This window comes from Flavobacterium microcysteis, from assembly GCF_006385255.1.
Taxonomy (GTDB): Bacteria; Bacteroidota; Bacteroidia; order Flavobacteriales; family Flavobacteriaceae; genus Flavobacterium; species Flavobacterium microcysteis.
On record NZ_VFJE01000037.1, the window covers coordinates 1 to 952 of the forward strand.

The window sequence follows — 952 nt, forward strand, 5'->3', positions numbered from 1 at the left end:
TCTACCCTCATCATGCCGTCGGCATTCGTGTCGCATACCACAAGGTCGTCGATCGCTGCGGGAACTACCGGAACCGGGTTCACGATCAGCTGCAGCGGCGCAACAGAGTAGCATTGCGTGGCCCTGTCCGTAACCCGGATCCAGATCGTGCCGGAAGCCAGGTTGCTGTATGGGGTGGTATACGGGAACATGTTGTTTTCCGCATTCGGCATCGTCTCGTGGAAGCTCACGTCATAAGCCGCTCCTCCCGTGATTTCCGCCTTAAGGGCGTCAAGGTCGAACTGCTCCGTGCCGTTGCCGTCAGGGTCGCAGGCCGTAGGGATTACCGCAGGAATGGTAACCAGCGGGCGCTGCTGCACCCTTAGCGTAAGCGTGGTCTGCGAGAAGCATCCCGTAGCCGTATTGGTCACCCCTACGATGATGGTCTGTACCGTACGAATATCGTTTCGGTAGGACAGCGGAAGCTCCGTGCCGGCCGCAAGGGCCGCACTGTCGAGGTAGTATTTCACTTCCATGCCCGGTACCGTGGTTACCTGCTGCCTGTGGGCGGCAAGGTCGAACACCTCGAAGCCGTCGCCGCTAGGGTCGTCGCACAGGGTGTATTCCGGTAGCGGCACTGCCACTACAGGGTTAGGGTTAACCTTAAGCACGATAGGAACCGCCCTGAAGCAGCCCTTAGCCGTGGATACCCTTACCCAGATCGTCTGGGTGTAGGCCGTGGTGTTATTGTAGTTCAGGACCGGAAGCGGCGCAGCCGTAGGGACTGCCGCCTTGGCATCGGCCTCAAGCGCATAGTATTCGAAAGTATAGGTATCTCTAGGATCAAGGCCGAGGAGCATGTCCGCCTCCCTTACGCTGATGTCAGGGAAGGTGGCGAAACCGTCAGCGGTAGCGTCGTCGCAGATCTCGATAGGGTCTGGCGACACCGGCTGCGGCGTGCGGTTCACGATCA

At 59.5% G+C, this 952-nt stretch carries 1 pseudogene; it reads right to left on the reverse strand.

Features of this window, described 5'->3' with window-relative positions:
* A pseudogene (locus FJA49_RS18355) lies at positions 1 to 952 on the reverse strand (hypothetical protein); the annotation flags it as partial.